Origin of the sequence: Candidatus Arsenophonus triatominarum (assembly GCF_001640365.1) — a bacterium.
Taxonomy (GTDB): Bacteria; Pseudomonadota; Gammaproteobacteria; order Enterobacterales; family Enterobacteriaceae; genus Arsenophonus; species Arsenophonus triatominarum.
This window is the reverse complement of sequence record NZ_LWMI01000014.1, coordinates 1-24,838: the sequence shown is the minus strand read 5'-3', so window position 1 is coordinate 24,838 and position 24,838 is coordinate 1. Positions and strand designations below refer to the sequence as shown.

Sequence of the window (24,838 nt, the reverse complement as noted above, 5' to 3'; positions counted from 1 at the left end):
TATAAGCAACTATTCATCTTTGATATTATTTAATTCATTAAATAATCCGGTGGAAAGATAGCGATCCCCTTGTCACAAATAATAGTCACAATAACTACCCCAGGGTTCTGTTTAGCAACGCGTAATGCCCCTGCCACAGCGCCTCCTGAACTAACGCCACAAAGATACCTTCTCTATTGCTAGGTTCTTCATAATTTGTTTCGCTTCTATCTGAGTGATATCCAATATTCTATCAACTTGTGCATATCTGAATATACTTGGAATATAGTCTTGAGACCAGCGCCGAACTCCTAGTATACAGCTATTTTCTGCTGGTTGCAAACCGATAATTTCTATTTTATTAGATTTAGATTTTAAATATTGGCTGACACCGGTAATTGTCCCAGTTCTACCCATACTTGAGACAAAATGCGTGATCCGCCCCGCTGTCTGACGCCAAATTTCAGGGCCTGTCGTCATAAAATGGGCTAACGGATTATCAAAATTATTAAATTGATCAAGCACTTCACCTTCATTTAGAGATTGCATCTCTAATGCACGATCACGTTCCCCTTCCATCCCTTCCGTTTCACTAACCAAAACTATTTCAGCACCATAAGCTCGCATCACTGACTGACGTTCAACACTCATATTTTCCGGCATTAATAATTTTAGTTTATATCCCTTTACGGTGGCTATCATTGCCAATGCGATCCCTGTATTACCATAGTTGCTTCAATTATTAAGGTATCACCAGGTGTAATTTGACCTCGTTTTTCTGCTTGCTGGATCATAAAAAGGGCTGCTCTACCTTTGACTGAACCGGCAGGATTATTACTCTCTAGTTTTACCCAAATTTCAGCATCCCTATTTTTAGTCAATCTTTTTAGTTTAACTAGTGACGTATACCAATAAATTTTTCCAAATAATCCACATTATTTACCTAATTATTTTTATTATAAAGAATAAAACAACGCTAATAGCAATATAAACAACTGATAATCCTTGCTAAAGTTATAATATGCAACTTTGATTAAAGGATTTAACAATTCAATTTTTATGTCATGTCTTGATATAATTTATTACTAAATTAAATCATTATTGTGCAGACCAAATAATACCACTTACTTTCCAATTAGCTAAAACATCATTTGATGGCACTAGATTTTTGGGGCCACTCCATTTGCCAGTAAAACGATAAGTAACATGGCTAGATTGAGGAGAAACACAATTGATAGTTAACATATTAGTTTGCTTTGAATCAGGGTAACAACTACCTTGCACTGCGTTTTGATAGATTTGAGAGAATAGTGTTCCTATTTGTGTATCCCATACTGTTTTAATATTTTCATCCATGATTTCGATTCGCTTAACTTCCCCATTCTTAACACCATAAATGACTATCTTTTCTTGAAAATTATTTATACCTTGGAAAAGAGACATTAATTGCCCCTGCTCAATTTGCATTCCAGAACGAAAATGGTATCGGTTATTTAACGCTGCTGCAATAATCTGTTCTTCCATCGGGGTCATTTTATTAATCTGACCTACTCCGGTAGCGGAAATTTTAACTGAACTAGCAAACCAATTCATTGGATATAAACTTGACCATGAAATACTGCTACATCCGGTTAGTGATAATAGACTCGCTACAAATGACACTTTTAACCAAAGTAATCGGCTGTTGCCAAAAAGTTGTGGCATAAAAACACCCCTTAAAATCAATTTACAATATAATAAAAAAGTAAAAATATTAATAATTTTATTTAAAATTTGTTTATAATGTGTGAAATTAGCAGCATGATAGAATACAAGTTAATAATCTACAAAAAAGTAAGTAAAACAAGTTTTTTCCAAATAAAGATGAAATTAACTTTTACTAATCTGACAGTTTTAAAATAACCACTAATACCGATAAAAAACTTTTACAAAAAATAAATTAATAAAATTTTATATCAAAAAAGATAAATATTGGTATCATCAAATTAATTGCATTAATCACTCAAACGCTTGATCATCAATTAATCGTTTAGTATATAAAATATTTTCCTGTTGTAACTCTTCGTAAGCCATTTTCTCACACATACAGATGGTAGCATCATTCTCTTCAGGTACTAAAAACATAATTTGTGGGCAACCTTTAGCAATTAATTTTTTTTCTAAACGACTAATTAATGCATTGGCAATTCCTCTACCACGGTATTCAGGGTGCACCGCTAAATAATAAGCAGATCCTTGATAACCATCGTATCCTCCCATGATGGTACCAACAACTTCACCTGCCATTTCAGCAACTAAAAAAAGATCTGCCCCCGATAACATTTTACGCTCGATATCCGCTTCAGGATCTCTATCTGTTTGAATTAGCTGACAAAGTCCCCATAATGTGATAATTTCTTCGAAATCATATTGTTGAAAGGTTCTTATTTCCATATTTTTTTACCTACTTAGTGAAGAATAAACATTGGTATTCTTATTATCTAAACAAGAATGATGGTAGCAAAATAAAATGAATAAGATAGCGCCGAAAATGTTGATTTTATACTCCATGAATCATTATTTCACTTTTAAATAATTTAATTTATTTACAATAAAATCATATGGTTATTACGTAAACCTATTATTCTGTTTATTTAACACCGCTCTACTTGGCTTTTCAATAGCAAGTAATTAAAATTTACTAAAATAATAATACCAACACATAAATAATGTCAGAATTTTATTGGCTAAAATTAATTTTATATTAAATCCATTCCCTTCTGACAATAAGAGAATAGATAAATACTTCTGCTTTTTAGCTGAAATTGAGTTGTGATTAACTTTACTAACCGATAATTATAGTATTAACCATAGACTTAAACTGCCAACAACGACAGTTTTTAAATAGACTATAATTAGCTTACTTGACTTACGGATACATGCATAACTCTACTATTAATATTTATAGGCAATCATGCTTAATATTTTGCTATCGTTATTGCAATACTGTCAACGATCACCGAAAACTGATCCACTTTTTAACTAAATACGATCAATCAAAATTGATCCACTGTTTTACTCGGTTATAGCTAGGCGACTTAATTTTGATTACAGCATATGTATTAAAAACAGGTCATCGATAGTGCATCCTGTTTCCATCTTTTTACGTTTAGCTTGAGACCATTTATGTTCTATAGGATTTAAATCTGGTGAATACACAGGCAAATATTCTATCTGGTGTCCTGCGTTTATAATTGCCTGTTCAATATTCTTACCTTTGTGAAAGCTAGCGTTGTCCATAAAAATAACAGAATTTTCAGGAAGTTCTGGGAGCAATATTTTTGTGATCCAAACATAAAAAACATCACGATTAATATTGCAATCAAATAATCCGATAGCAAAAAGGGTTGTTCCCAATAAAGCGCCAATAACATTTGTTCTTCCCTTAGCACCCCAGTTTTTCAGGCCAAAACAACGGTGACCTTTTGGGGAATAGCCGTGAGTTCGTGGAGTGTCATGTGAAAAACCACTTTCATCAATAAAAACAACAGATTTATCTTTTTTTTCATACTGTTGTCTTTTTTGCTGATGTGCCAGCCTGTCGCTTTCGTTGGTTTTTGGATGGAATAGAGTTTTTTTTTATAGGTTAATCCCAGCTTTTTAAGGGATTGCCAAATAGTCTTTTTACAAACACCGAATCGCTCTGCCCGTTCCTTTTGGTAAGCATCTGGATACTGTTCCACATCTTTTGCTAAAGCATTTTTATCGAGCTTCCTCTTACGTGGCGTTGAATTTTTTGGCTCTGGTCGTTTAAGCCAACGTACTAAAGACGCTTTTCCAATACGGAATTGTTTCGCAGTTTCTCGAATTGTTAAACCTTCGGCTTTCCTTACAGATATTACTTTACGTCGAAAATCAATTGTATAACTCATAACACACCTTGTGATCAAAATTAAGTCGCCTAGCTATATTTGCCTGTGTATTCACCAGATTTAAATCCTATAGCTAGGCGACTTAATTTTGATTACAGCATATGTATTAAAAACAGGTCATCGATAGTGCATCCTGTTTCCATCTTTTTACGTTTAGCTTGAGACCATTTATGTTCTATAGGATTTAAATCTGGTGAATACACAGGCAAATATTCTATCTGGTGTCCTGCGTTTATAATTGCCTGTTCAATATTCTTACCTTTGTGAAAGCTAGCGTTGTCCATAAAAATAACAGAATTTTCAGGAAGTTCTGGGAGCAATATTTTTGTGATCCAAACATAAAAAACATCACGATTAATATTGCAATCAAATAATCCGATAGCAAAAAGGGTTGTTCCCAATAAAGCGCCAATAACATTTGTTCTTCCCTTAGCACCCCAGTTTTTCAGGCCAAAACAACGGTGACCTTTTGGGGAATAGCCGTGAGTTCGTGGAGTGTCATGTGAAAAACCACTTTCATCAATAAAAACAACAGATTTATCTTTTTTTTCATACTGTTGTCTTTTTTGCTGATGTGCCAGCCTGTCGCTTTCGTTGGTTTTTGGATGGAATAGAGTTTTTTTTATAGGTTAATCCCAGCTTTTTAAGGGATTGCCAAATAGTCTTTTTACAAACACCGAATCGCTCTGCCCGTTCCTTTTGGTAAGCATCTGGATACTGTTCCACATCTTTTGCTAAAGCATTTTTATCGAGCTTCCTCTTACGTGGCGTTGAATTTTTTGGCTCTGGTCGTTTAAGCCAACGTACTAAAGACGCTTTTCCAATACGGAATTGTTTCGCAGTTTCTCGAATTGTTAAACCTTCGGCTTTCCTTACAGATATTACTTTACGTCGAAAATCAATTGTATAACTCATAACACACCTTGTAATCAAAATTAAGTCGCCTAGCTATAGCGTAACGTGATGTTATCTTCGCCGGAATAATGTTTTAAGCGACTGAGCGAGACAGGGGGGTTTCTTTAGATAAAATCCGAGATAAAGGGTGACATGGGTAATATTGGAAAGAATATCAGAAAGATTAATATTCCACCCGCGCTTGTAGTGAGTGTTAAATAATTGATTCCATGATGCTTTACTTCTTCCTTCAGCTTTAAGCGCATCGGGAATGGTGAGCGTGTAATAATGTTTTCTCAATAATGCCGTTATCGCCACATTGTCATAATGTTTTCGCGATAAAAGCTGATATCCCGCCAGGTATTCTTTTTAGTCACCCCGCCGGCTGTGGTTGAAAAATGAATATGCGGATGCCATTTTTGGTCTCGTCCCCAGGTATGGATGGCAGTGAAAAAGCCCGGGGTGATATTGAGGTCACGGCAAATGGTTAATATCACATCAGCGGCTAATCGATTCATTTCACCGAGAAGCCAACGGTTGGCGCGAATAATGGGCCAATATTCACAAGGCATGGTAAAAGAGATATGCTGCCGGAACTTCGGGTAACCAAGCTAGCGTATTGTTAATCCATTGTAGGCAAGCTTTGACGCCACAATGTGGGCAGCTTCGACTTTTGCAGGTAAATTTAACCCGTTTCTCAGAATTACATTGAGGGTCAGGACAGCGCCAAATTGACCACCCCATAAGCGAAGTGCCGCTTTACCATAGTTTCCATCACAACAGTGCGGACACTATCAGGGGGTTGGCGATTAAGCCAATTGAGCCAGCGTTGACCAAATTGAAAAACATGACTAAAACGCGGTGACATAAAAGGGACCAAAAGATTGAGACAATAGGTATCGGGTTATACCAGTACTAACAAGCAATGACAAGTCGTCGCCATAGGCGACCATCTTGATATTCGTTATAAGGTTAACCTGAGTTCGGGATAAGGATCCTAATTTTTTATCACATATTCAAATAGTTAACTTAAAATAATTACATAAAACAGTATTAATTTTGGTTTTTTTCATGATTTTAGTAGAGAAAAATAGCTTCTTTTTTAACCTGCTATCACTAAGAATTTTCCTGCTTTTTTATCTTATTGATTTTAAAATATTTTTTGATAAATCGGCTATTTTTATTTTCTCGCAACTATCGCTTACCCCGAACTCAGGTTAAGGTTAATTCCCATTGTTTTCAGTTGCTGTTTCAGTGAAGCCGATAAATACCCTTTATCCGCATACAAACAACCAGAAAGATCTTTTTATCAGCTCAGGTAATGGTTTCCGATCATCTGTGTTTCCTGGTGTAAGTCGAAAACTGAGTATTTCCTCCAAATGATTGATAATTACATGAAGTTTGAAACCAAAGAACCAACCTGTTGAGGTTTTTCCTCGTTCAGCTATCCCATCGAAGACTTTATGCCGGCGGATCCGTAAGTTATCACACACAGCTATCGGAGTAGAATCGGCAACCGACAGTGCCGTTAAAGCTAAGGCACTGCGCGATTGCATTTTGTTACGTCTCTATGACAAATTTTAGTGCTCTGCTCTCTAGAGCCATTTCCCAAGACCGAGTATTGGAATTAGCTAGGTCTCTTTTTTAATGCTGATGTGACTAAACTATTCTCATAACCCAATGATGCTTTTTTTTATCATAGTACTGGCGATAGAGAAGAACAGGTTTATTATCTAGTGTGGCCGGAATGCTTGTATTTTCATCCCAGCCATCAAGTTGCATACAAAATTCAGTATCTGATTCACAAGGAATACTGATAGTGTTTTCAGCTGCGTCAGCCAAGAGTGCATCATCAATAACGTAGGTGGAAATTTTTAGTCTTGCTCTCTTCATCTGTGATCCCCACTAATTATTTAAAATGTTAACAAATCGCTATAGATACTTTAAGTTTTTAGAATATTATAAATGGAACGCTTTTCCAAAATTATTGGGATGGTGGTAAACTGGTGGCTTTTTTACTATTATTCATTGAAAATTAACAGTTTTAAATAACTTTTATCTTAATGAAAAATGTACTTTAGACGAAATTATAAGCTACTAAATTACAAATAAATTGCGATGAATCAATATTGCTAATTTAAATAGAAATAGGGCGTAGGTTAATAGAATAAAAAGATAGCCGAAAATGATTATCGCCGGTTTTTTTGTTATATGTTATTACTGAAAATGCTTATAATTTTTTTATTGAAACTTTTTTCATATTTAATAATTAGCTAAAATTTGAATTAATTTTCATTTATTGTGTGATTTGACCGGCCAGTTAAATTACAATAAGTTAAAAAATATAACGATTAATATAGCGAATTGTTAACCTAGAGAGATAAAAAATCGCCATATTGGTGATTTATCTCTCAGATGAGTATATGAAGAATTTGACAAACGGAATGTTATGGAAAAAAAGTCTTTTATCATGATCTTTTATGTGATTTAACTAGCTTAATTGCAGGTGAATATGATTTTATTGCCACGCTTGCAAATACGAGTGCACTACTGTTTGAAAAATTAGATAATATTAATTGGCTAGAGTTTTATCTGAAAAGTCATGATACGCTTGTGCTTGGCCCTTTTCAGGGCAAGGTCGCATGTGTACGTATTGCGTAAGGAAAAGGTGTTTGTGGGACTGCTTTTATGGAAAATAGAGTACAGCGTATAGCTAATGTCCATTCTTTTGCTGGGCATATTGCTTGCGATAGTCTCAGTCGTTCAGAGATAGTTTTGCCGCTAGCAGTCAATGGACAGTTAATTGGCGTATTAGATATTGATAGTCCTATTTTTGATCGTTTTGATGAAGAGAATGAAAATGGTCTGAAAGTCTTAGTTGTAATACTTTGTAACCACTTGAAAGCGTGTGTTATACCAAAATATCCACAAATTAATGTAATTTAACAGTTGGTTTGCGTGGCAATTGTCTGCAACGCTATTATAATATCGCCTGTTCATGCCTGCGTTGGTTGGCAAAACCGTTGTAATCAGGAAATTTCATGGAAAATCAACCTAAGTTGAATAGTAGTAAAGAAATAATTGCTTTTTTGGCTAAGCGTTTTCCTCAATGCTTTATTGCTGAAGGTAAGGCTCGTCCACTGAAGATTGGAATCTTTCAGGATATTGTGGCAAGGCTGACTGAAGAGGATGGTATCAGTAAAACCCAATTGCGATCTGCTTTGCGAATGTATACTTCTAGTTGGCGTTATCTGTATGGTGTCAAAGAAGGTGCTAAACGTGTTGATTTGGATGGCAATGATTGTGGTGATCTGAAATCAGAACATGTGGAATATGCGCGTCAACAGCTAATGGATGCAAAGGCTCGTATTCAGGCTCAACGAACAGAGCAAAAAGTAAGAAAACGGGAATTTCAACAGAAAGTCCAGAAGGTAGACAACGAAAAAATCTTATCGGCAACTTCTAGTAAGAAAAGTGTGTCTTCTCGCTCAACGACTAAGATTAAGGAAATAAATAAAAGACATAAACATCATTCTTGCTCTAAAAATCAAGCTAAAAAAACTCATAATAGTAAAATGGCCAATCTAGCCAAATTACAGTCTGTAACGGATATTTCTACATTAAAAGTTGGTCAAGTATTAAAGGTTATGGTTGGCCAAAGTATCGTAGATGCGTCAGTGCTTGAGATAGCTAAGGATGGTGTTCGGGTGCAATTGCCGACAGGATTGGCAATGATTGTACGCGCTGAGCATTTAAAGTTCTGATACGGAGGCCAATCACGGCATGAATAATTATATTAAACTGGCTTTTGTGTTTGGTATAACTGCAATGGCTACTTCATTCGCAGATACTGTAGCACCTCCAACACTAATAACAACTCAGAAGCTTCCTCAGCTTCAACAGGAACGCCAGCATGCCATTATTAGCGAAAGAGTTGTTTCACGTTTTACCCGTTCTCACTATCGCCAATTTAATTTGGATGAAAACTTTTCTAGTAAAATTTTTGCTCGTTATTTAAATCTGTTGGATTATAGCCATAATGTTTTTTTACAATCGGATATTGATAAATTTGCTAGTGAGAAAAGCAAAGTAGGGCAGCAGCTTGAAACCGGTCATCTAAATGAGCTTTATGCAATATTTAATTTAGCTCAACAGCGGCGCTATGAACGTTTTCAATATGCTTTATCGCGGCTTAATATGCCGCTAGATTTTGCTAATAACGATGTCATTGAAGTTGATAGAAGTAAAGCGCCTTGGCCTAAAACCATTGAGGAGCTAAATAGGCTGTGGGATGCAAAAGTTAAGTTTGATTGGTTGAATCTGAAGTTGTCAGGTAAAAATGACAGCGAAATTAAGCCAATATTAACAAAACGCTATAATTTTGCATTAAAACGTCTTGCGCAAACGCAAAGTGAAGATGTTTTTCAGTTGATTATGAATGCTTTTGCAAGAGAAATAGATCCGCATACTAACTATCTCTCTCCTCGTAATACCGAACAGTTTAACTCAGAAATGAGTTTGTCATTGGAGGGTATAGGCGCAGTACTTCGGCAAGATGAAGATTATATTATTATCAACTCAATGGTGGCGGGTGGCCCGGCAGCAAAAAATAAATTATTAAAGGTCGGCGATAAGATTATTGGTGTAGGCCAAACGAGTAAGTCGATGACAGATGTTGTTGGCTGGCGACTAGATGATGTTGTTGCCCTTATCAAAGGACCTAAAGGCAGTAAGGTACGTCTTGAAGTTATTTCAGATTCGAAACGCGCCAAGCCCCATAGCGTGACATTAATTCGTGAGCATATTCGACTGGAATATATGGCGGTGAAACTCACGATCAAAAATGTTGGCAAGAAAAAAGTTGGCGTACTTGATATTCCCAGTTTTTACGTTGGATTAACCAATGACGTTAAAACACAGTTACAAAAAATGGCCAAAAGTCATGTCACGGCACTTGTCATTGATTTACGTGGCGATGGCGGTGGTGCTTTAACCGAAGCAGTATCATTATCCGGTTTATTTATTCCAGGTGGTCCAATTGTTCAGGTGCGTGATAACAACGGTAAAATTCGTCAGGATGTGGATGATGATGATGTCGTTTATTATAAAGGCCCACTTACGGTATTAATTGATCGCTTTAGTGCATCAGCGTCAGAAATTTTTGCTGCTGCAATGCAGGATTATGGTCGTGCGTTAATTGTTGGAGAATCATCTTTTGGTAAGGGTACCGTTCAGCAATACCATCCTTTAAGTCATGTCTATGATCATATGTTACGCCCAGATTGGCCGGCTTTAGGCTCTGTCAAATATACTATTCAGAAGTTTTATCGCATCAATGGTGGTAGTACCCAGTGCAAAGGAGTTACACCGGATGTCGTTATGCCAACGGGTATCGATACCGCTGAAACGGGTGAGAATTTTGAAGATAATGTCTTACCTTGGGATAGCATTATGCCTGCTAGCTATAGTGTTGTCGGTAATATTAGCCAATATGTTGCTAATTTAATTGCTAATTATAAGGAACGCATAGCAAAAAATCCTGAGTTTAAATATATTGAGGAAGATATTGCCCGCTATCGCGCTATGAAGGCGAGTAAAAATATTATTTCGCTTAATTATGTTAAGCGTGAAAAGGAAAATCGAGAAGCGGACGCAATTAAATTAGGTCGTATTAATGAACGCTTTGCTCGACAAGGGAAAGCACCATTAAAAACGATAGATGATTTACCTAAAAATTATGAATTACCAGATCCCTATCTTGATGAAACGGTGAAAATTGCAGTTGATCTTGCAGATTTGCAAGCGTCGCATCAGACTAAAAAATAATTAAAATTCATTTTTATACTAAAAAACCAGCTATGCTGGGTTTTTAGTGTTTTTAAAACAATGAGTTATATTTAATTCATTCACGAGTTTCGCACCAATAAAAAAACGCTCTATTTTTAAGTTTAATTCAGCATAATATATAAATGGAGAAAAGCTTATAAATTAAAAGCAACTTATTGTAATTTAAACAAATTTATACGTTTTAGTAACTTGCAAATTAACTATTGCTTTTAAGCCATTTCTGGAATTTTATATTCCTATGCGAAACTCGTGTCATTGTTTTTATTGACCTATAAGTTATGTAGTAGCTCAGACTTGATCTGACAATTGCCGGTTATTTATACAGTACCTGTCAGGTTAAATTTGATTTAAATCTTTCTCTCTCCAAAGTTGTTTTCCATCGTGTGAAGTTGCCATAGGAGTTCGACCGCAACACATTTTTCCTTGATGAGTGCGTTGGTTATTATATTTCGCTAACCATTTATCTAAATCAGCTTGTAATTCATCTAAAGCCCTATAGATTTTCTTACAGAAAAGCCACCTGATAGAACTCTTGTAATACAGTTTTATGAAAGCGTTCACAAATCCCATTAGTTTGAGGTGAACGAGCTTTAGTTTTTGTATGATCAATATCATTGATAGCGAGATAAAGTTGATAATCGTGATGTTCAACTTTACCACAATACTCACTGCCTCTGTCCGTCAGTATACGTAACACCGGTAACCCATGCTGGGAATAAAAAGGGAGAACCTTGTCATTTAATAAATCTGCCGCCGTTATCGCGCTTTTTGTTGTGTAAAGCTTTACAATGAACGACTTTACTGTAAGTATTAATGTAAGTTTGTTGATAAACACGACCAACGCCTTTTAAATGACCGACATAAAAAGTATCTTGTGAACCCAGATAACCTGGATGCGCTGTTTCAATCTCACCACAGGCTTCATCATCTTGCGCTTTCTTTTCTAGAGCACTGATTTGTGATTTTGACAGGATAATTCCTTCTGTTGCGATTTTATCTTCAAGCGCTTTTAGGCGTTTTGTAAAATTATCGAGATTATGGCGCAGCCAAATAGAGCGAACGCCACTCCCCGAAACAAAAATGCCTTTTTTTCTTAGTTCATTACTACTGCGGTGTTGACCGTGTGCAGGGTATTCAATGGCATACTCAATTACAGCGCTTTCAATCTGTTCATCTACTCTATTTTTTACGTTAGGCATCCGTCGATTTTAATTAATTAAAGCGTCTATCCCACCATCGTCCTGGTAGCGATAAAACGTATCTCGGGATACCCCCATAATCTTGCAGGCTTTTGAGACGTTATCACGAGTTTCGCACCAATAAAAAAACGCTCTATTTTTAAGTTTAATTCAGCATAATATATAAATAGACAAAATCTTATAAATTAAAAGCAACTTATTGTAATTTAAACAAATTTATACGTTTCAGTAACTTGCAAATTAACCATTGCTTTTAAGCCATTTCTGGAATTTTATATGCCTGTGCGAAACTAGTGGTTATAGCTAGGCGACTTAATTTTGATTACAGCATATGTATTAAAAACAGGTCATCGATAGTGCATCCTGTTTCCATCTTTTTACGTTTAGCTTGAGACCATTTATGTTCTATAGGATTTAAATCTGGTGAATACACAGGCAAATATTCTATCTGGTGTCCTGCGTTTATAATTGCCTGTTCAATATTCTTACCTTTGTGAAAGCTAGCGTTGTCCATAAAAATAACAGAATTTTCAGGAAGTTCTGGGAGCAATATTTTTGTGATCCAAACATAAAAAACATCACGGTTAATATTGCAATCAAATAATCCGATAGCAAAAAGGGTTGTTCCCAATAAAGCGCCAATAACATTTGTTCTTCCCTTAGCACCCCAGTTTTTCAGGCCAAAACAACGGTGACCTTTTGGGGAATAGCCGTGAGTTCGTGGAGTGTCATGTGAAAAACCACTTTCATCAATAAAAACAACAGATTTATCTTTTTTTTTCATACTGTTGTCTTTTTTGCTGATGTGCCAGCCTGTCGCTTTCGTTGGTTTTTGGATGGAATAGAGTTTTTTTTTATAGGTTAATCCCAGCTTTTTAAGGGATTGCCAAATAGTCTTTTTACAAACACCGAATCGCTCTGCCCGTTCCTTTTGGTAAGCATCTGGATACTGTTCCACATCTTTTGCTAAAGCATTTTTATCGAGCTTCCTCTTACGTGGCGTTGAATTTTTTGGCTCTGGTCGTTTAAGCCAACGTACTAAAGACGCTTTTCCAATACGGAATTGTTTCGCAGTTTCTCGAATTGTTAAACCTTCGGCTTTCCTTACAGATATTACTTTACGTCGAAAATCAATTGTATAACTCATAACACACCTTGTAATCAAAATTAAGTCGCCTAGCTATATTAAGCTCTTCAGCGAGGTTAAGTAACCCGACTTTATGTTTGATGATAGGATTATTGGTTTGATACATAGAATTACCTTTTATTTAATTATCTAATGATGTTAATTAAAACCGGTAACGCTCTTTTTTAAATCAGAATTGTCAGATTAAGTTAAGACTAATATAATTTATTCCAGCCGTCATCGATGGTGAAAAGCAGTTTAGCAGGACGTGGGATATACATCTGAGTAAATTACCCTATGGGTATCTTTTCGCAGAATATAAAACAGTACTCAGCTCATTAACATCCCCGAAGCAGCGTAGCTGCGCCGCTCACGCGGAGCGTGCTACGTTTTAATTTTGATGATTAATTGTTATCTCACCACCAGTACAGAGGTTTTTGCATAACGTACAACACCCGCTGCTGTCGAACCTAACAGATGAGTTGTTATATTGGGACTTCTTGAACCAAGAATGATGATATCAGCGTTAATTTCTTCCGCTCGACTGACAATTTCATCACGCGGAGAACCAAAAGCAATAGTATAGCCTAGGCGATCAGCGGGTAAATCGATCGGTTCAAGTAGGTTTTGCATATCATCTTCTGCTTTTAGGGTGGCACAATCTTTTATTTCCATATATCCTAATGCATAAGCATTTATGATTGCCGATGAAATAGGCAATACATGGATAAAATTTAGTTTAGCTCCTGAAACTTTAGCAAACTGTACAGCCTGTCGTATAGCTTTACTCGTTAGTTCTTCTTGAGCAATATCAACAGCAACTAAAATAACTTTATACATACACACCTCCATCTAAAAATTTTTATTCTAACTTTTAAAGTATAAGATAAAAGTGATAAAATAATTGTGAATATCTTTACATGGATAAATTAAATATTTTTACCTAAATGGCAATAATCGCTGCACCTACCAGCAACCCTGTTTTCGATTACCATTCTTCGCTATTTAAAGGTCCGACACAATTGCAATAACAAGATATTATAGAAACTAAAATCAAATAGTTAATATATAGCTAGGCGACTTAATTTTGATTACAGCATATGTATTAAAAACAGGTCATCGATAGTGCATCCTGTTTCCATCTTTTTACGTTTAGCTTGAGACCATTTATGTTCTATAGGATTTAAATCTAGTGAATACACAGGCAAATATTCTATCTGGTGTCCTGCGTTTATAATTGCCTGTTCAATATTCTTACCTTTGTGAAAGCTAGCGTTGTCCATAAAAATAACAGAATTTTCAGGAAGTTCTGGGAGCAATATTTTTGTGATCCAAACATAAAAAACATCACGATTAATATTGCAATCAAATAATCCGATAGCAAAAAGGGTTGTTCCCAATAAAGCGCCAATAACATTTGTTCTTCCCTTAGCACCCCAGTTTTTCAGGCCAAAACAACGGTGACCTTTTGGGGAATAGCCGTGAGTTCGTGGAGTGTCATGTGAAAAACCACTTTCATCAATAAAAACAACAGATTTATCTTTTTTTTCATACTGTTGTCTTTTTTGCTGATGTGCCAGCCTGTCGCTTTCGTTGGTTTTTGGATGGAATAGAGTTTTTTTTATAGGTTAATCCCAGCTTTTTAAGGGATTGCCAAATAGTCTTTTTACAAACACCGAATCGCTCTGCCCGTTCCTTTTGGTAAGCATCTGGATACTGTTCCACATCTTTTGCTATAGCTAGGCGACTTAATTTTGATTACAGCATATGTATTAAAAACAGGTCATCGATAGTGCATCCTGTTTCCATCTTTTTACGTTTAGCTTGAGACCATTTATGTTCTATAGGATTTAAATCTGGTGAATACACAGGCAAATATTCTATCTGGTGTCCTGCGTTTATAATTGCCTGTTCAATATTCTTACCTTTGTGAAAGCTAGCGTTGTCCATAAAAATAACAGAATTTTCAGGAAGTTCTGGGAGCAATATTTTTGTGATCCAAACATAAAAAACATCACGATTAATATTGCAATCAAATAATCCGATAGCAAAAAGGGTTGTTCCCAATAAAGCGCCAATAACATTTGTTCTTCCCTTAGCACCCCAGTTTTTCAGGCCAAAACAACGGTGACCTTTTGGGGAATAGCCGTGAGTTCGTGGAGTGTCATGTGAAAAACCACTTTCATCAATAAAAACAACAGATTTATCTTTTTTTTCATACTGTTGTCTTTTTTGCTGATGTGCCAGCCTGTCGCTTTCGTTGGTTTTTGGATGGAATAGAGTTTTTTTTATAGGTTAATCCCAGCTTTTTAAGGGATTGCCAAATAGTCTTTTTACAAACACCGAATCGCTCTGCCCGTTCCTTTTGGTAAGCATCTGGATACTGTTCCACATCTTTTGCTAAAGCATTTTTATCGAGCTTCCTCTTACGTGGCGTTGAATTTTTTGGCTCTGGTCGTTTAAGCCAACGTACTAAAGACGCTTTTCCAATACGGAATTGTTTCGCAGTTTCTCGAATTGTTAAACCTTCGGCTTTCCTTACAGATATTACTTTACGTCGAAAATCAATTGTATAACTCATAACACACCTTGTAATCAAAATTAAGTCGCCTAGCTATAAAGCATTTTTATCGAGCTTCCTCTTACGTGGCGTTGAATTTTTTGGCTCTGGTCGTTTAAGCCAACGTACTAAAGACGCTTTTCCAATACGGAATTGTTTCGCAGTTTCTCGAATTGTTAAACCTTCGGCTTTCCTTACAGATATTACTTTACGTCGAAAATCAATTGTATAACTCATAACACACCTTGTAATCAAAATTAAGTCGCCTAGCTATAATATTAAATACATTTTTTAAATTAAAAAAGTTGTATAAAGACGTATATAAAATTCAACAACTGTGTAAAATACGCCAAAGTAATTATTGCTTTATTTTTTAACTCATTGAGGCAAAAAAATGACAAATGATTGTTCGAGTAGACCTGATACGGAAACCATTGCTACTGAAATTAGTTGCTTGAAAACTTTTATAACCTATATATTAAAAGCGTTAAATCAAGCCGATGCGGGAAGAGCTATACTCAATATGGAAAAAGAAATTCTTGCTATGCAAGATCCTAAACAAGCAGAAGTTTTTCAACGAATAATCGAACAAATCAAAACAGCCTATCGCAGTTAATAAAAAATCCCGCCTCATCAGGTGGGATTGGTTATTGTTTTACCGATTAAGATAAGTGCCCATACGTAAAGCTTCAATGCGCTTATCAAGAGGAGGATGGGATAAAAACAACTCACTAAAAGATTTAGAACGTCCGTTGATGCAAAAAGCCATCATACTGCCAGCTTCCTGGGGTTCATAACTTGTTTTCAAACGCTGTAATGCAGCAATCATTTTTTCTCTACCCACTAAATGCGCCGAACCTGCATCTGCACGGAATTCACGATAACGCGAGAACCACATAGTAATAATACTGGCCAAAATACCAAATACAATTTCTAACACCACTGATACCGCAAAGTAAATCATTGGATTACCCTGGCTACTTTCATTGTCATTATTACTATTTGATGAAAATCCAGACGCCAGCTGAGCAATGATACGTGAAATAAAAATGACAAAAGTATTTACTACTCCTTGTAATAAAGTCATTGTTACCATATCACCATTTGCTATATGGCTGATCTCATGGGCGATAACCGCTTCGGCTTCATCACATCCCATACTTTCTAGCAAACCTGTACTAACAGCAACCAATGACGCATCACGACGAGCCCCGGTGGCAAAAGCGTTAATATCGGGTGCATGATAAATAGCAACTTCTGGCATTTTTATGCCAGCTTGATCAGCCTGACGCTTGACGGTATTTAACAACCAATATTCCGTTTCTGTTGTCGGATTTTCAATCACCTGTCCACCAACAGAACGTAATGCCATCCATTTTGACATCAATAATGAGATAAATGAGCCACCAAAACCAAAAAGACCAGCCATAATCATTAGCCCTGGAACGCTTTGTCCCTGGATACCGGTCAAACTCAAAATAATTCCGAATACAAACATTACTGCCAAGTTTGTAAGTAAAAACAAGGCTATTCGCATCATAAAAATTGCTTTCCTTTATTAATTAACAATGATTAACATTAAATATAGTAATATAAATAATGTTTTTTAACTACTTTTCAAGCCCTTTGTTGTGCAGATATGAAAAAACACTCAACTTTATATTTTTACAAAAAACTAGCACAAACTGGCATTTTTATTATCTTAAAGCAACAATTTTTTTATATAATTTATTGTTTTCTATAAACCACTATAGTTAAAAACTATACAAAATAACTGTAAGCGGGTCAATTATGGCTTCTTTTTTTATTCAATGAATTAAAAATATTGTTAACTAAGCAAAAACTACTTAACTAGTCAGCAAAAAAAAATAATATTCATATTTTATTAATTGATTATTAAATTAATAACAAATCATTAATAACATGCTGAAAAATATTAAATGTTATTATATAAATAAACCCAATTATATACTTTAATATTTTAACTAAAGATTTAGCCATAAGTAATCAAATTAATTAAAATATAAAAAAACTTCTACTATTACGAAACAAATTAATTATATAAAACTTAGTATTTTTGTGAAATTGAGAAGCGATTAACTTACATAATCAATAATTTATAAAATAAAAAATTAAAGTAAATTTTTGTTAAGAAAACTATAATGAAAAAATTAATCTATGTAATAACTTTACTATTTATCTTAATTAATTATGCCACAGCGATACCAAATGATAATGTTATAAAAACCTTTAATGGCGCAGAATTCCATTTAACTGGTGATTACTATCATCCAAATATAACAGATGTTAATCAAAAAATGACACCGGTTATACCATTTGAAGGATTATCTACCCATGGCGGACAACAAATTGTTGACGGCTATAAGCAAGCATTTAAACGTGATGTAATGGGAGATTTTATAAATTTGCAGCTTAGTTTAGTAAAAAAACAAATATCACCCAATGACCAACATACGATTATTCAAAATCTGGCTATTATAAGAAAACAATTTCCTGAGTTAATTAATTTTTGGCAAGGACTCGCTGCCGCAACACACCATAATTGGATGAAATTTATTTAACCTGAGTTGGGGATAAGCATTATCAATTATGCTTGAAGAGATGTTCCTGACACAGGTATCTTTGGTTTAGATGGAATTAAACAATATGCAACCAGCCCGGCTAATAAATTCACTACAAAGTTAGCAGGAGAGCGGTGCCGCGTATGCGCTATCTGACAAAGATTTTTTAACTCATCAAATACCGATTCAATGACAGAACGATGACGCAAGATGACTTTGCCGAAACAAGTCTGTTCAACAGGCTTCATTTTCTTCTTGACACGAGTTTCGCACCGATAAAAAACGCTCTATTTTTAAGTTTAATTCAGCATAATATATAAATAGAAAAAACCTTATAAATTAAAAGCAACTTATTGTAACTTAAACAAATTTATACGTTTTAGTAACTTGCAAATTAACCATTGCTTTTAAGCCATTTCTGGAATTTTATATGCCGGTGCGAAACTCGTGACGTTATGAAGCTCTTCAGCAAGGTTAAGTAACCCGACTTTATGTTTGATGATAGGATTATTGGTTTGATACATAGAATTACCTTTTATTTTATTATCTACACGAGTTTCGCACAGGCATATAAAATTCCAGAAATGGCTTAAAAGCAATGGTTAATTTGCAAGTTACTAAAACGTATAAATTTGTTTAAGTTACAATAAGTTGCTTTTAATTTATAAGGTTTTTTCTATTTATATATTATGCTGAATTAAACTTAAAAATAGAGCGTTTTTTATCGGTGCGAAACTCGTGGAACTAAGAAAAAAAGGCATTTTTGTTTCGGGAAGTGGTGTTCATGTATAAGAAATTAATACCCGAAATGGTTACTCATTAACCTGCGCCATGATGAAATCCTTTTTATTTTCTTCTAAATTTTGCCAAAATTATGTTGAAGGTTGAGATAAGGAACGGAATAGATGGTTAAAAAGCGATTAATTATTAATCAATTTTGAACAAAAGGATAGATCTACCCTGTCGTGAGTTTTTATCGCCACCGCAAACAAGCCAGATCATGGTGACGTGCCATAAGTTCTTTACGATTCAATCCAAAATTCATTCCTGCGAAAAGTAATTTTTTCCCACATAAGAGACAAGCAAGTGGATCGACTTTAAAGACGTGTTGATACATGTTTCGCCAGGTGACTTTTTTAGCGGGTTTTTTATCTTGTTGGGCTAAAGGATAAACAACCTCCGTTAACATTTTTCGCATCCGTGCTGATGGACTTAAAAAGCCGTAATAGCGGATCATGTGAAACCATTTTTCTGGCACATGAGACGCAAACCGGGTAATAAATACATCGGATGTCATGACCAAGTCTTCCTGTTTTTTCGTGCGGTGGCTCTTATAGCGTAACGTGATGTTATCTTCGCCGGAATAATGTTTTAAGCGACTGAGCGAGACAGGGGGTTGTAGTGGTCAACTAAAATTGGCCACCCTACCTGACTGTTCACGGAACAGTCGCTCTGATTCGTTTGGCGTTAATCCACCGTTATACCAGTGAGGTCTTATATCGCTATAGTAGTGGGTTATGTAGCGAATAATGGCTGACTGAGCAGTACTAAAGCTTTGGTAGCCAGTCGTTGGCACCCATTCGGTCTTCAGACTACGGAAGAATCGTTCCATCGGACTATTATCCCAACAATTCCCTCTGCGACTGATACTTTGGGTCATCTGATAACGCCACAATGCCTGCCTATACTGACGACTGGTATAATGACTTCCCTGATCACTATGGAACATCACCTATTTGGGATGCCCACGTAGTTCCCAAGCCATTTGTAGTGCTTTGGCGGTTAATTCTGAGTCTGGTGCAAATGCATTGCCCAGCCCACCGGTTTTCGGGCAAACAAATCCAATACCACAGCCAGATAGGCCCATCGTGAGCCTGTCCAAATATAGGTTACATCGCCGCACCAAACCTGGTCAGGCTTTGTATGTAGTGGCATACTAAATTTGGCCACCTAAGTTGAGGTGATATGCTTACCTCATAATTTTTATAGGTGCCGAAATGAGTAAAATAATTACTGCTGAATTTAAATGTGAAACCGCCAAATTAGTCCTTGACCAAAATTACCTACCAGGAAGCCGCGAAAGGCATGAACGTCAGTCTTTCAGCGATTAGCCGGTGGGTAAGAGCCCTTCGTTTAGAACGTCAAGGGAAAACATCGCCTGGTCTGCCATTAACACCTGAACAAATTGAGTTCAGAGAAATGAAGAAAAAAATCCACCGGCTGGAAATGGAGAATGACATCTTAAAAAAGGCTACTGCGCTCTTAATGTCCGACTCACTGAAAAATTTTCGGTAGTTGAAAAGCTAAGAGTGCTTTATCCGGTGAAAACTTTGTGTCGTATTTTTAATGTTCACCGAAGCAGTTATCGCTATTGGTGTCGGCCTAAGGAGCCAGATATTGAGCGGACGATAAAACGTAGCCTAGTCAGCGAAGCGTGGAACGTTAGTGGCGGCTCTGCTGGCGCAAGGACTATCGCCACGATGGTTACCAATACACACAACGTGAAACTTGGGCGGTGGTTAGCGGGTAAGTTGATGAAAGAATTAATCATCGTCAGTTGCCAAGAGCGAAAACATAAATACAACCGCGGTGGAAATGAACGTATTGATATTCCAAATCTGCTCAATAGGCAGTTCGCTGTTACAAAGCCTGACCAGGTTTGGTGCGGCGATGTAACCTATATTTGGACAGGCTCACGATGGGCCTATCTGGCTGTGGTATTGGATTTGTTTGCCCGAAAACCGGTGGGCTGGGCAATGTCATTTGCACCAGACTCAGAATTAACCGCCAAAGCACTACAAATGGCTTGGGAACTACGTGGGCATCCCAAACAGGTGATGTTCCATAGTGATCAGGGAAGTCATTATACCAGTCGTCAGTATAGGCAGGCATTGTGGCGTTATCAGATGACCCAAAGTATCAGTCGCAGAGGGAATTGTTGGGATAATAGTCCGATGGAACGATTCTTCCGTAAAAATAGTTGCTGAATAGAGAGTTGCATTTTTTGTCACGCTATAGACAATAAAAAGAGGTTTAACTTAGAAAATAACGGTTTGAAATGATCAACAAAGAGCGGTTGTTACGAGATAATCGTTTATGTAAAGCAATCATTGGATTATCAGTCGAAGAATTGAAAAATTTAGCCGCTGAATTTTCAGCTTGTTATTTGATTTATCGGAAAAAGAATCGAAAAGATCACGAGCGGCAGATGGGTGCAGGGCAGAAAGGATTTATCCCAACCCCATTAGATAAACTGCTTTTTATTTTATTGTATTTAAAATGTTATCCGACCTATGATTTGCAAGGACTTCTTTTTGGTTTAGATAGAACACGGGTATGTCGCTGGGTAAAAATATTATTGCCGGTTTTAGAGATGACCTTGGGGCGAGAATGTGTTTTGCCCGCTCGTCAAATTCGCTCTGCTGAGGAATTTTTTCGCGCCTTTCCTGGAGTTAAAGACGTCTTTATTGATGGGACAGAGCGACCTGTCCAAAAGCCTAAGAATCTGCGTCGGCGAAAAAAAATGTATTCGGGAAAGAAAAGACAGACCACTCGAAAAGGGCTTATTATGACTGACGAAACGAGGAAAATTGGATTTATCCCCATGATCAAAAATGGGCGCCGTCACGATAAACGCTTACTCGATAAAGTCGATATAATTCGCCATATTCCCCCTGAGGTAACCATCTGGGCCGATACCGGTTTTCAAGGTATAGATAAACAGCATCCTAATACACAAATCCCAAAAAAAGGAACTCGAAAAAGACCTTTATCGCCTGAACAAAAACAAGAAAATAAAATAATCTCGGGCATCCGTATTACGGTTGAACACGCCATCGCGGGTATCAAGCGCCTCGGTTGTATGACCCAAATTTTACGGAATCGTAGACCCTTTATTGATGATACCTTTTTACTCCTTAGTGCCGGTCTTTGGAATTTCCATCTCAGAACAGCCTAAAATTTACTTCAATCACCGAAATACCCTTATTTCACTATTAAGCAACACGCTTATTGAAATTAAATTCTGTTCCGACTCATTGGTCATCACTTGCCGAACAGTGCATCGCCCAAGACAAAAGCTACGGAGAGTTTTTACTGTCTTTCACGAGTTTCGCACCAATAAAAAAACGCTCTATTTTTAAGTTTAATTCAGCATAATATATAAATAGACAAAATCTTATAAATTAAGAGCAACTTATTGTAATTTAAATAAATTTATACGTTTTAGTAACTTGCAAATTAACCATTGCTTTTAAGCCATTTCTGGAATTTTATATGCCTGTGCGAAACTCGTGTCTTTATTAAAAGGTGAACAACAACAACGAGATGAACGAACTCGCAATCTCTTTAGTTGGATGGCGGGATTCCCAACGCACAAAGAACTTAGTACGTTCGATTTTAAGTTTGTAACGGGCGTTCCTAAGCAATAAATACAGGAATTAAGCATTAACGTTTATTGAGCGTAATGAAAATGTAGTGTTGCTTGGCCCAAGCGGTGTAGGCAAAACGCATTTAGCTATTGAATTAGGATTAAAAGCAGTACAGGCCAAGAGGAAAACCCGCTTTACGACAGCGGCTGAACTGATGTTGCAACTCTCAACGGCTAAACGACAAAATAAGCTCAAACAATATCTATCACGTTCGGTGATGGCACCGAAGTTGTTGATCATAGATAAGATTGGATACTTACCGTTTGGGCTAGAGGAAGCAAACCTATTTTTCAATAAGCGTGTTGCTTAATAGTGAAATAAGGGTATTTCGGTGATTGAAGTAAATTTTAGGCTGTTCTGAGATGGAAATTCCAAAGACCGGCACTAAGGAGTAAAAAGGTATCATCAATAAAGGGTCTACGATTCCGTAAAATTTGGGTCATACAACCGAGGCGCTTGATACCCGCGATGGCGTGTTCAACCGTAATACGGATGCCCGAGATTATTTTATTTTCTTGTTTTTGTTCAGGCGATAAAGGTCTTTTTCGAGTTCCTTTTTTTGGGATTTGTGTATTAGGATGCTGTTTATCTATACCTTGAAAACCGGTATCGGCCCAGATGGTTACCTCAGGGGGAATATGGCGAATTATATCGACTTTATCGAGTAAGCGTTTATCGTGACGGCGCCCATTTTTGATCATGGGGATAAATCCAATTTTCCTCGTTTCGTCAGTCATAATAAGCCCTTTTCGAGTGGTCTGTCTTTTCTTTCCCGAATACATTTTTTTTCGCCGACGCAGATTCTTAGGCTTTTGGACAGGTCGCTCTGTCCCATCAATAAAGACGTCTTTAACTCCAGGAAAGGCGCGAAAAAATTCCTCAGCAGAGCGAATTTGACGAGCGGGCAAAACACATTCTCGCCCCAAGGTCATCTCTAAAACCGGCAATAATATTTTTACCCAGCGACATACCCGTGTTCTATCTAAACCAAAAAGAAGTCCTTGCAAATCATAGTCGGATAACATTTTAAATACAATAAAATAAAAAGCAGTTTATCTAATGGGGTTGGGATAAATCCTTTCTGCCCTGCACCCATCTGCCGCTCGTGATCTTTTCGATTCTTTTTCCGATAAATCAAATAACAAGCTGAAAATTCAGCGGCTAAATTTTTCAATTCTTCGACTGATAATCCAATGATTGCTTTACATAAACGATTATCTCGTAACAACCGCTCTTTGTTGATCATTTCAAACCGTTATTTTCTAAGTTAAACCTCTTTTATTGTCTATAGCGTGACAAAAAATGCAAGTCTCTATTCAGCAACTATTTTAATGTGATTGCCAAGCGTTATGAGCATGGCAGTGTTATATTGACGAGTAACTTATCATTTGGGCAATGGCCCAGTGCCTTTGCTGATGACGTAACATTAACCGCCACTATGCTGATCGTTTACTTCATCATTCGCATGTACTGCAATTGAGCGCGAAAGCTATCGATTGAAAGATAAGCGGGCGCTCAGGAGCAATAACCGAGTAAAGCAGTGGATCAATTTTGATTGATCGTATTTAGCTAAAAAGTGGATCAGTTTTCGGTGATCGTTGACACCCTTGCACACTTATGGCAGACAGCTCAATCAACATCCGCATATCCATGTCTCCGTCACCCGGGGTGGTTTGGATAGTAAACATGGTGTATGGCGTGAGCTGTTCTTCAAAAAAAGAGTAGTCGAAGAAATTTGGCGAGGCGCTGTCATCAGGCTGCTGCGTCACAGTTATGACCTGATAAATCCTAGCAGGCTTCCCTGTCTTGGGCATATCCGTGACCGGAAGGTGGTGGCGTTACTTAAAGGCGCAGTACGGACGTTACTGGAAAGTGCACTTTGCCTAGAAAACGAAAGGGGAGTGGCATAGCGTAAAATAACCTAGGTCGTTACCTTAAACGCCCACCGATATCTGCGTCAAAACTGCGGCATTACCGAGGAGGAGCGGTTGTCCATCATTACTATGACTACAGGACTGGGCAGCACCGGCAGCATACCCTACCTCAGGAAGAGATGATTAGGCGTTATATTAGCCATATTCCGGCGAGGCATTTTAAGATAGTGCGTTACTACGGTTTTTTGTCGAATCGCAAAAGACGCGTGTTATTGTCGAAGGTGTATAAGGCGTTGGAGATGACGGCGCGTAAAAAACCGGAGAAACCTGGTTTTGCAGTGCTGATGAAAGGGTTTCTGCGCACCGATCCGTACAAATGTATTCTGTGTGGTGACAGGCTATTTTTTACCAGCGCCCAGGCTGGCAAACAGGCAAT

At 36.9% G+C, this 24,838-nt stretch carries 24 protein-coding genes and 13 pseudogenes; 10 read left to right on the top strand and 27 right to left on the bottom strand.

Going from position 1 to position 24,838, the window contains the following annotated elements; genetic code table 11:
• Window positions 1-9: 9 nt before the first annotated feature.
• The 12 genes and pseudogenes from cysM to AYJ55_RS12520 form a co-directional block, all read right to left on the bottom strand.
• Window positions 10-896 (bottom strand): annotated as a pseudogene (cysM, locus tag AYJ55_RS12565) (cysteine synthase CysM).
• A 181-nt stretch (window positions 897-1,077) separates the two neighbouring features.
• A complete protein-coding gene (locus tag AYJ55_RS12560) occupies window positions 1,078-1,683 on the bottom strand; it encodes an RpoE-regulated lipoprotein (RefSeq protein WP_063656717.1) in 606 nt (201 codons plus the stop codon).
• Window positions 1,684-1,977: 294 nt separating this feature from the next.
• A complete protein-coding gene (locus AYJ55_RS12555) occupies window positions 1,978-2,412 on the bottom strand; it encodes a GNAT family acetyltransferase (RefSeq protein WP_063656715.1) in 435 nt (144 codons plus the stop codon).
• 654 nt (window positions 2,413-3,066) lie between these two features.
• Window positions 3,067-3,555 carry an IS630 family transposase gene (locus AYJ55_RS26090; RefSeq protein WP_063653499.1) on the bottom strand — a complete coding sequence of 163 codons (489 nt, stop codon included), beginning with the start codon at window positions 3,553-3,555 and terminating at the stop codon, window positions 3,067-3,069.
• Between the two features lie 17 nt (window positions 3,556-3,572).
• Window positions 3,573-3,890, bottom strand: a pseudogene (locus AYJ55_RS33165) (IS630 transposase-related protein); the annotation flags it as partial.
• 92 nt (window positions 3,891-3,982) lie between these two features.
• Window positions 3,983-4,471 carry an IS630 family transposase gene (locus AYJ55_RS12545; protein ID WP_063653499.1) on the bottom strand — a complete coding sequence of 163 codons (489 nt, stop codon included), beginning with the start codon at window positions 4,469-4,471 and terminating at the stop codon, window positions 3,983-3,985.
• A complete protein-coding gene (locus tag AYJ55_RS12540; protein WP_063653415.1) occupies window positions 4,440-4,805 on the bottom strand; it encodes an IS630 transposase-related protein in 366 nt (121 codons plus the stop codon). The genes AYJ55_RS12545 and AYJ55_RS12540 overlap by 32 nt, the downstream gene beginning before the upstream one ends.
• 51 nt (window positions 4,806-4,856) lie before the next feature.
• Window positions 4,857-5,102, bottom strand: a complete 246-nt coding sequence (locus AYJ55_RS28945; RefSeq protein ID WP_162505533.1) for a hypothetical protein — start codon at window positions 5,100-5,102, stop codon at window positions 4,857-4,859.
• A complete protein-coding gene (locus tag AYJ55_RS28940) occupies window positions 5,093-5,356 on the bottom strand; it encodes an IS91 family transposase (protein ID WP_063656713.1) in 264 nt (87 codons plus the stop codon). Before AYJ55_RS28940 ends, AYJ55_RS28945 begins: the two co-directional genes overlap by 10 nt.
• Window positions 5,346-5,528 carry a transposase zinc-binding domain-containing protein gene (locus AYJ55_RS36030; protein ID WP_162505532.1) on the bottom strand — a complete coding sequence of 61 codons (183 nt, stop codon included), beginning with the start codon at window positions 5,526-5,528 and terminating at the stop codon, window positions 5,346-5,348. The genes AYJ55_RS28940 and AYJ55_RS36030 overlap by 11 nt, the downstream gene beginning before the upstream one ends.
• Window positions 5,529-6,024: 496 nt before the next feature.
• Window positions 6,025-6,298: pseudogene (locus AYJ55_RS12525) on the bottom strand (transposase); the annotation flags it as partial.
• Between the two features lie 145 nt (window positions 6,299-6,443).
• Window positions 6,444-6,677, bottom strand: a complete 234-nt coding sequence (locus AYJ55_RS12520) for a DUF1480 family protein (RefSeq protein WP_063656710.1) — start codon at window positions 6,675-6,677, stop codon at window positions 6,444-6,446.
• 606 nt (window positions 6,678-7,283) lie between these two features.
• Here AYJ55_RS12520 and AYJ55_RS12515 point away from each other — a divergent pair.
• The 3 genes and pseudogenes from AYJ55_RS12515 (at window position 7,284) to prc (ending at window position 10,610) form a co-directional block, all read left to right on the top strand.
• Window positions 7,284-7,730, top strand: a pseudogene (locus tag AYJ55_RS12515) (GAF domain-containing protein).
• Between the two features lie 95 nt (window positions 7,731-7,825).
• Window positions 7,826-8,548, top strand: a complete 723-nt coding sequence (gene proQ, locus AYJ55_RS12510) for an RNA chaperone ProQ (RefSeq protein WP_063656709.1) — start codon at window positions 7,826-7,828, stop codon at window positions 8,546-8,548.
• A gap of 19 nt (window positions 8,549-8,567) precedes the next feature.
• Window positions 8,568-10,610, top strand: coding sequence for a carboxy terminal-processing peptidase (prc, locus tag AYJ55_RS12505; RefSeq protein ID WP_063656708.1), 2,043 nt, complete (start codon window positions 8,568-8,570; stop codon window positions 10,608-10,610).
• 357 nt (window positions 10,611-10,967) lie between these two features.
• Here the strand turns inward: prc and AYJ55_RS12500 are convergent.
• The 9 genes and pseudogenes from AYJ55_RS12500 to AYJ55_RS12470 form a co-directional block, all read right to left on the bottom strand.
• A pseudogene (locus AYJ55_RS12500) lies at window positions 10,968-11,980 on the bottom strand (IS481 family transposase).
• A 172-nt stretch (window positions 11,981-12,152) separates the two neighbouring features.
• Window positions 12,153-12,977: an IS630 family transposase gene (locus AYJ55_RS26075; RefSeq protein ID WP_063657243.1), complete on the bottom strand. Its 825-nt coding sequence runs from the start codon at window positions 12,975-12,977 to the stop codon at window positions 12,153-12,155.
• Window positions 12,961-13,083 (bottom strand): hypothetical protein, encoded by a 123-nt coding sequence (locus tag AYJ55_RS34635; RefSeq protein ID WP_281181138.1) that lies wholly within the window; start codon window positions 13,081-13,083, stop codon window positions 12,961-12,963. The genes AYJ55_RS26075 and AYJ55_RS34635 overlap by 17 nt, the downstream gene beginning before the upstream one ends.
• A gap of 284 nt (window positions 13,084-13,367) precedes the next feature.
• Entirely contained in the window at window positions 13,368-13,796 is a 429-nt protein-coding gene (locus AYJ55_RS12490; protein WP_063656707.1) for a universal stress protein, read from the bottom strand.
• Between the two features lie 251 nt (window positions 13,797-14,047).
• On the bottom strand, window positions 14,048-14,536 hold the full coding sequence (locus tag AYJ55_RS12485) for a transposase (RefSeq protein ID WP_162505531.1): 489 nt from the start codon (window positions 14,534-14,536) through the stop codon (window positions 14,048-14,050).
• Window positions 14,505-14,699: pseudogene (locus AYJ55_RS26070) on the bottom strand (IS630 transposase-related protein); the annotation flags it as partial. The pseudogene AYJ55_RS26070 and the gene AYJ55_RS12485, both read right to left, overlap by 32 nt.
• Window positions 14,700-14,714: 15 nt before the next feature.
• Window positions 14,715-15,203, bottom strand: coding sequence for an IS630 family transposase (locus AYJ55_RS12480; protein ID WP_063653499.1), 489 nt, complete (start codon window positions 15,201-15,203; stop codon window positions 14,715-14,717).
• Complete coding sequence (locus tag AYJ55_RS12475) at window positions 15,172-15,537, bottom strand: IS630 transposase-related protein (protein ID WP_063653415.1); 366 nt, start codon at window positions 15,535-15,537, stop codon at window positions 15,172-15,174. Before AYJ55_RS12475 ends, AYJ55_RS12480 begins: the two co-directional genes overlap by 32 nt.
• 33 nt (window positions 15,538-15,570) lie before the next feature.
• Entirely contained in the window at window positions 15,571-15,753 is a 183-nt protein-coding gene (locus tag AYJ55_RS12470) for an IS630 transposase-related protein (protein ID WP_063656703.1), read from the bottom strand.
• A gap of 157 nt (window positions 15,754-15,910) precedes the next feature.
• On the opposite strand from AYJ55_RS12470, the gene AYJ55_RS12465 reads away from it, so the two are divergent.
• Window positions 15,911-16,132 carry a DUF2594 family protein gene (locus tag AYJ55_RS12465; RefSeq protein WP_063656701.1) on the top strand — a complete coding sequence of 74 codons (222 nt, stop codon included), beginning with the start codon at window positions 15,911-15,913 and terminating at the stop codon, window positions 16,130-16,132.
• A 39-nt stretch (window positions 16,133-16,171) separates the two neighbouring features.
• Here AYJ55_RS12465 and htpX read toward each other — a convergent pair whose 3' ends face one another.
• The gene (gene htpX / locus AYJ55_RS12460; protein WP_063656699.1) at window positions 16,172-17,056 is read right to left on the bottom strand and encodes a protease HtpX; all 885 of its coding nucleotides are present in this window, start codon (window positions 17,054-17,056) and stop codon (window positions 16,172-16,174) included.
• A 622-nt stretch (window positions 17,057-17,678) separates the two neighbouring features.
• Between htpX and AYJ55_RS12455 the strand changes: the two genes are divergently transcribed.
• The gene (locus tag AYJ55_RS12455) at window positions 17,679-18,098 is read left to right on the top strand and encodes a hypothetical protein (protein ID WP_063656697.1); all 420 of its coding nucleotides are present in this window, start codon (window positions 17,679-17,681) and stop codon (window positions 18,096-18,098) included.
• Window positions 18,099-18,124: 26 nt separating this feature from the next.
• On the opposite strand, the pseudogene AYJ55_RS12450 reads toward AYJ55_RS12455, so the two are convergent.
• The 3 pseudogenes from AYJ55_RS12450 to AYJ55_RS26065 form a co-directional block, all read right to left on the bottom strand.
• A pseudogene (locus AYJ55_RS12450) lies at window positions 18,125-18,364 on the bottom strand (transposase); the annotation flags it as partial.
• Between the two features lie 707 nt (window positions 18,365-19,071).
• Window positions 19,072-19,485 (bottom strand): annotated as a pseudogene (locus tag AYJ55_RS12445) (transposase); the annotation flags it as partial.
• A gap of 18 nt (window positions 19,486-19,503) precedes the next feature.
• Window positions 19,504-20,021 (bottom strand): annotated as a pseudogene (locus AYJ55_RS26065) (IS3 family transposase); the annotation flags it as partial.
• Between the two features lie 74 nt (window positions 20,022-20,095).
• Here AYJ55_RS26065 and AYJ55_RS12430 point away from each other — a divergent pair.
• From AYJ55_RS12430 to AYJ55_RS12420, 3 genes and pseudogenes are all read left to right on the top strand, one after another.
• A pseudogene (locus AYJ55_RS12430) lies at window positions 20,096-21,070 on the top strand (IS3 family transposase); the annotation flags it as partial.
• An 86-nt stretch (window positions 21,071-21,156) separates the two neighbouring features.
• Entirely contained in the window at window positions 21,157-22,056 is a 900-nt protein-coding gene (locus AYJ55_RS12425) for a transposase family protein (protein ID WP_063653812.1), read from the top strand.
• 331 nt (window positions 22,057-22,387) lie between these two features.
• A pseudogene (locus AYJ55_RS12420) lies at window positions 22,388-22,820 on the top strand (ATP-binding protein); the annotation flags it as partial.
• Window positions 22,821-22,875: 55 nt separating this feature from the next.
• Here AYJ55_RS12420 and AYJ55_RS12415 read toward each other — a convergent pair.
• Together AYJ55_RS12415 and AYJ55_RS28925 are read right to left on the bottom strand one after the other, a co-directional pair.
• On the bottom strand, window positions 22,876-23,553 hold the full coding sequence (locus AYJ55_RS12415; protein WP_162505527.1) for a transposase family protein: 678 nt from the start codon (window positions 23,551-23,553) through the stop codon (window positions 22,876-22,878).
• Complete coding sequence (locus AYJ55_RS28925; RefSeq protein WP_063656690.1) at window positions 23,511-23,774, bottom strand: hypothetical protein; 264 nt, start codon at window positions 23,772-23,774, stop codon at window positions 23,511-23,513. Before AYJ55_RS28925 ends, AYJ55_RS12415 begins: the two co-directional genes overlap by 43 nt.
• Window positions 23,775-23,852: 78 nt before the next feature.
• On the opposite strand from AYJ55_RS28925, the pseudogene AYJ55_RS26060 reads away from it, so the two are divergent.
• A pseudogene (locus AYJ55_RS26060) lies at window positions 23,853-24,087 on the top strand (ATP-binding protein); the annotation flags it as partial.
• A gap of 48 nt (window positions 24,088-24,135) precedes the next feature.
• Window positions 24,136-24,838, top strand: a pseudogene (locus AYJ55_RS28920) (IS91 family transposase); the annotation flags it as partial.